Origin of the sequence: Candidatus Burkholderia verschuerenii, assembly GCF_001189365.1 — a bacterium.
Taxonomy (GTDB): domain Bacteria; phylum Pseudomonadota; class Gammaproteobacteria; order Burkholderiales; family Burkholderiaceae; genus Caballeronia; species Caballeronia verschuerenii.
The window spans coordinates 1-5,570 of the sequence record NZ_LFJJ01000268.1; the positions used below are offsets into that span (position 1 = coordinate 1).

5 protein-coding genes are annotated in these 5,570 nt (G+C 55.2%); 3 read left to right on the forward strand and 2 right to left on the reverse strand.

The features are described 5' to 3' along the window. Positions 1–33 precede the first annotated feature (33 nt). Positions 34–1,311 carry a sugar ABC transporter ATP-binding protein gene (locus tag BVER_RS27120; protein WP_232316844.1) on the reverse strand — a complete coding sequence of 426 codons (1,278 nt, stop codon included), beginning with the start codon at positions 1,309–1,311 and terminating at the stop codon, positions 34–36. A 227-nt stretch (positions 1,312–1,538) separates the two neighbouring features. On the opposite strand from BVER_RS27120, the gene BVER_RS27125 reads away from it, so the two are divergent. Both BVER_RS27125 and BVER_RS27130 read left to right on the forward strand, forming a co-directional pair. Continuing rightward, positions 1,539–2,279, forward strand: a complete 741-nt coding sequence (locus tag BVER_RS27125; RefSeq protein WP_050455897.1) for a FadR/GntR family transcriptional regulator — start codon at positions 1,539–1,541, stop codon at positions 2,277–2,279. A 110-nt stretch (positions 2,280–2,389) separates the two neighbouring features. Next, positions 2,390–2,584, forward strand: coding sequence for a hypothetical protein (locus BVER_RS27130; RefSeq protein WP_050455898.1), 195 nt, complete (start codon positions 2,390–2,392; stop codon positions 2,582–2,584). Positions 2,585–3,360: 776 nt separating this feature from the next. On the opposite strand, the gene BVER_RS27135 is transcribed toward BVER_RS27130, so the two are convergent. Next, positions 3,361–4,197, reverse strand: a complete 837-nt coding sequence (locus tag BVER_RS27135) for a DUF3800 domain-containing protein (RefSeq protein WP_050455899.1) — start codon at positions 4,195–4,197, stop codon at positions 3,361–3,363. A gap of 312 nt (positions 4,198–4,509) precedes the next feature. Here BVER_RS27135 and BVER_RS27140 point away from each other — a divergent pair, with 312 nt between their 5' ends. Further along, complete coding sequence (locus tag BVER_RS27140; protein ID WP_050455900.1) at positions 4,510–5,208, forward strand: YfbU family protein; 699 nt, start codon at positions 4,510–4,512, stop codon at positions 5,206–5,208. Positions 5,209–5,570 lie beyond the last annotated feature (362 nt).

Sequence of the window (5,570 nt, forward strand, 5' to 3'; positions counted from 1 at the left end):
GCGAAGTTCCAAACTCCCAGGAAACCATTCAGATCAATATTGCTTCTGGGAGTTCTGGGAAACACGATCTTCCGGCGGCCCCTTGCCACCCTTGACTTCGACTAATTCTGAAGGGCCGACTACGTACTGTTTCGCAACACGCGCTTCTTCACTGAAGCGCAGGAAGCCTGAAGGAGCGATGCCTCGAACGTTAGCGAGGGTGATATTGGAGGCGATCGGCATTGATAGAGCAAGCCCCTCTTTCTTCCGGTCTTCTGAGAGATAAGCGATGCCGTGGCGAATGGCCTCCCGCGGAGAGCGGATCGATACTGGCTTTCCTCTAAGGGTAATCGTCCCTTCGTCAAGCTTGTCGGCTCCGAATATCGCCCGAGCCACTTCAGTGCGGCCTGCGCCCATGAGCCCGGCAAAGCCGAGTATTTCTCCCTTACGCAGATCAAATGAGACGGGACCAAAAACCCCGCTGCGGCGCAAGTTTCGTGTGCTGAGCAGTACGTCAGTCGTTGGGACGGATCGCCGTGGCGGATACGCGTCGTCAAGCGACCGTCCTACCATACGCGCGACAATATCGTTGACCGAAAGAGAAGCAAAGTCGTTTGTCGAGATATGACGACCATCGCGCAACACTGTCACTCGATCGACGATGTGCTGCATTTCGTCTAGACGGTGCGATATATATAGAATCGCAACGCCAGCTCCCCGCAGTTCCTTGATGATGCGAAAAAGGTAGACGGTCTCTGACTCTGTTAATGAGGACGTTGGTTCGTCCATGATCAACACTTGAGCGTCGAGTGATAATGCCTTGGCAATCTCTACCATCTGCTGCTGCGCAATTGACAACGTGCCGACAAGCGTAGAGGGGGCAACGTCAAGGCCGAGGCGTGCTAAACATCGCTTCGCGTCGTCGTTGAGCTTGCGCTTGTCCACGAACGGACCGCGCTTGGGTTCGCGTGCGAGAAATAGATTCTCGGCAACGCTCAGATGCGGTATTAGGTTGAGCTCTTGATGGATGATCGCAATGCCGGCATCTTGGGCGTTCGACGTCGAAGCAAAGTGGACTTGTTCCCCTCGATAGCAGATCGCGCCGCTGTCAGGGCGGTATTGCCCGCTGATGATTTTCATCAGCGTCGATTTCCCCGCCCCGTTCTCACCGCAAACGGCATGTACTTCCCCGACCCGAAGATCCAAGTTTATTCCGTCTAGCGCGACGACACCGGGAAAATGCTTGCCAATTCCTTCGAGGCGCAGAATCTCCTGCTTGGCAAGACAAGGGACATCAGCGGCTGAAGCCAACAGACCGTGAGGCGTTGCCATAGCGTCTCCTATGAAGCGGCCAACCTGGCGTGTTACTGGTCGGTCCATTTGCGACAGATTAGACAGGGCTTTCTTAATTAGGTCAAGCCAATTTGTATTTTTCTAACTGTCCTTACCAATAGAGAAAACCATATGTTGTCCCGTCGCGGGCGAACGCGTCGTGCCGCGATGGAATGCTAGACTGAGGCGCGCAGCTCGTTTGCCTCATTAATTCTTCAGACCGCTTCATGAAATCAATCGAACCAAAGCGGCTTTACCAATCGGTTGCAAGCCAGATCATCAAACTCATCAAGGAAGGCGAGTTTCCGCCGGGGGAGCGCCTGCCGGCGGAGCGCGAGTTAGCCATCAAGCTAGGGGTTTCGCGACCGTCTTTGCGCGAGGCGCTGATCGCATTGGAGATTGGAGGTCAAGTCGAAATCCGTGTTGGGTCGGGAGTCTACGTTCGAGCGGCGAACTTCGACGAGCACAGTGCCGCGGCAGTCTCAGCACTCGGCGACAGTCCATCGGAACTGATGCAGGCGCGCGCTGCGATCGAAGGTAGCGTAGCGGTACTCGCCACCGCGCGCATGACTGCCGCCATGTTGGACCGTATACGCCGCACCATAGACCGGATGCGCCAGCTAGCAGTTGCCGGCAAGTCACCGGTTGAAGCGGACCGACAGTTTCATATGCTTATCGCAGAGGCCTCGGGCAACTCTGTGCTCCGCCGCTTCGTAGGCCAGCTTTTCGATAGCCGCCATGATCCGATCGCCGCTGCCATGCGGGATCACACCGAGAGCCCGGAGACGTGGGGCGCAGCGATTCGCGAACACGAAGATATCTGGAGAGCCCTGCGGGCAGCTGACCCCATCGCAGCACAGGCCGCGATGCGAGCTCATCTAAAAGCATCGGAGGAGAGATGGACCAATGGCACGCTAAAAGAGGCGTCGAGCCACGAGAGCCGTCGCGCGAGTGAATTTTCTCGTTGAGATCATGATGACACGTCGGTAGCGCGACGTTGGCAAATTACAGGAAGCTTCGCATTCCTAAGAAGTCGTCCCTGCATAAGGTATCGGAGCAAGTTCAGCAAGACACTGGATTGGCCATCCGCCTGCCGTGGGCGTCGGTCGAAGTGACGTTCACGCAGAAGTTCGAACGCCGTACCCGTGAAGGCCGTGTTCTGGCAGGCGTTGATCTGTTCGGCGCGACGGCGGTGATGGCCGTCGGTGGCGGGAGCACGGCGGGTCGCCCTCGATTGCCGATTCGCTCGATGGTGTGGGGCAGCTGTATTTAAAACACGCTGACAACGAGAGCGACGAGCCGGTGTGCGAGCACTAGGCGCAAGACGTGTACTTCCGGTTGCTCTGCGGCGAGAAGTACTTTCAAGCGCGCATGCCGTGCGATCCGACCAACCTTGCGCGCTTTCGGCAAGCGTTGGGCGAAGATGGTTTCGAAGAGTTGCTGGCGACGACAATTGCCGCGGCTACGCAAATGAAGGCAATCAAGCCAGTTGGATTCGAGCGCGGATCGACGATAGCACGGTTTAAGAGAAGGCAATCGCCTATCCGACCGACTGCCGGTTGCTCGAGGTGGCGCGGACAAAGTTGGTGCGACTGGAGCAAGGTGCCAGCCTGGCGCTCAAGCAAAACTATGAACGCGAAGGTAGCCGTTAACGCCGTGACACGGCGGACATCTGTGCTTCCTGCTCCCGTGTTTCCCGCATAATCGCTAATTCTTGTCCACCTCTGCGGATTGGCCCAAGGCCGCGTGACTACCACCCTCTCCATCAGACTTCTGAGGGCGAGAATGTGGTGAGCGGTACCGCCGTTCTGGCCGGGACGACAGGCGCTAGATCTTGGACGAGTTCGTTCAATTGATAGGCTATCATCGTAAGCACACGATCCGAGTGCTGCGCCGAGCGCCGCGGCCACCGAGGAGAAGCCGGGCACAGCGCTCGAAAGTCAGCGGTGTCCGGGCCATTGGCACCATGAACCAGCCTCCGACACACAACTTTTGCTGAATTCGATCATTGCATCGCAAATCTAGTTGAGGTCATAGGGTATCCGCTGCCTACGTTCCTGCAAGTCGACCGGCCGCATCCGGAAGATGCTCTCCAGCGACCTCGGCCGGGACCGTGAATGCCTTCTGGTGTTCAAGTCCGCTGCAAGGCAATGCGGTTTCCTGAATTCGATCGTGAAAATACTTGTGGAAGATTTCCCAGTCTGCGTATTCGCCTGGTGCCACAGCAAACGCCGTGAGACGGCCAACCAGACCGCATATCCAGTCAGCACACTGCAGAGTTTGGAAAAGATGGCTCTCGCCTTGCAAAGGCGGCTCGATCAAGGTTCGGCATTTTTCAGAGGGATCTTCGAACATGGCCAACGTACACGCTTCCACGTTGCCCTCCCGCCATTTGTCGCCTGCCTCCTGCTCATCCAGCAACACAAGAAAAGAGCAATCGCTTTTGGCGCAAAACCGGTCGAGCTTCCGGATAGTCTGCACAAGTTGTCGCTTGAACGTCTCTGCTGAGTCATGCTCTTTCGGAAGGATAGTCTTGTGTTCTCCGGTGTAGAAAACGTGACCACCGATCGAATGGATGTGGTTCAAGAGCCGGAAAGTCGCGTTACGGAGTTCTCGGTACTTTTCGACGTTAGTTACTGTGTAGACGGCCGACCCTTTTTTCTCCCACTGATATGCGGGTCGATTACCCGGGTTTTTATTTTTAAGATCCCACGCCAGCAATCGGCATTTCAGTTGGTAAAAATAGATCGCGAATTCGCGCACTTCCTGAGCAGGAATCACGACACCGGCAAAGCCAAATACCGGGCTGTCATTGTATTTTTCGTGTGTTCTTGAGACGTAGGGGCCAATGTGCCCAAATTCATCCAGGTAGACTACGTAGTGCACAGGCAGGCCTTTTTAGGGTCTAGAAACACGAAAGCCCGCACACGATTTCTCGCTGCGGGCCTCGGAAGCTGGGCACATGGCAAAGCCAAATGCGTTGACTGGGCACATGGCAAAGCCAAATGCGTTGACTGGGCACATGGCAAAGCCAAATGCGTTGACAGGATACTAATCGTTATTAACGGTTTCGTCAACTGGTTTGCGCGGACGTACGCCGCGCTACTCACCAAGTATAGATTGCGCTCATATTTACTTGAATTTCCGTATATTTGTACATACCGTACGTAATAGTGTACGGACATCAAGGGAAGGACTATGCCGCCGAAATCCGAACGGTTTGAGCTGCGGCTCGATGAGGAACAACTTGCTCGCGTCGATGCGTGGGCAAAACAGCAAAGGGGTGGAGGTCTGTCGCGTGCAGCCGCCATTCGTGAACTCATCGACATAGGGTTGTCGGCTGGTTCGTCTAGGTCGGTCCGTTTCAGCGACGGCGAGAAGATGCTCATGCTCATGATGGGTGACATTTTCAAGGCGCTGAAAATCAAGGATCCTGAGTCGAACCCGCAGTTTTTGGCCGATGTGATCTATGGCGGCCACTATTGGGCGCCAAAATGGGACATGCAAGGTGTCTTCCACGATCATGTGGACAACCCCGACGACGTGCGCCACGTGGTCGATGTACTCGATATGTGGTCGTTTATCGAGGAAGCCTATGCGGGCTTCACTGCAGTAGAAAAGAAGAAGATCGCAGAACAGGTCGGCCCGCTCGGTGAGAGTGTGCAGTTTGCAGGGTTCGACGGTAACAACGAATCGAACCAGATGAGCATCGCGCGATTCCTCGTTGAAAAGATGGCTCGTTTCAGTCGTTTCAAAAACCGTGATTTGAACTCGCACTATCCGACGTACCACGGCTATAAACGCATGTTTGAGCGTTTCGAGCCGATGCGCACAAAACTCGTAGGACATGGACTCAGTGTCGAACAGGTGATCACGCTTCTACAGATGCCAGCTTAGTCCACGCGTCAGCATTTGATGCTATGAGCTTTGCTTTACCCGAACGTTCTGCACAGCCAAGATCGCGCGTGCGGTTGACTCATGCGAGTCCTTTTCCGGGTCAGAGTCCGTGGCAGCACAAGGTCGGCGCTCGACGCCAAGAACCTCTGTGCCGCCCGATTCTGTCGGCTCCGTGAAGTCAACAAAGGGTCGCCATTGCGCGGCTCCTTTCTCTTAAAAAGGAAACTCAACTTCTTAGTCGACCCTGAACAATCCTCAAAGCCTTACGCGATAAGGCGTTACAGCCCAAACCATGTTGAGCGAATTGCAGGAAGCAGGCATATTAACGCTTGATTCCTGCATTTTTTGACGAGGTGCGGATG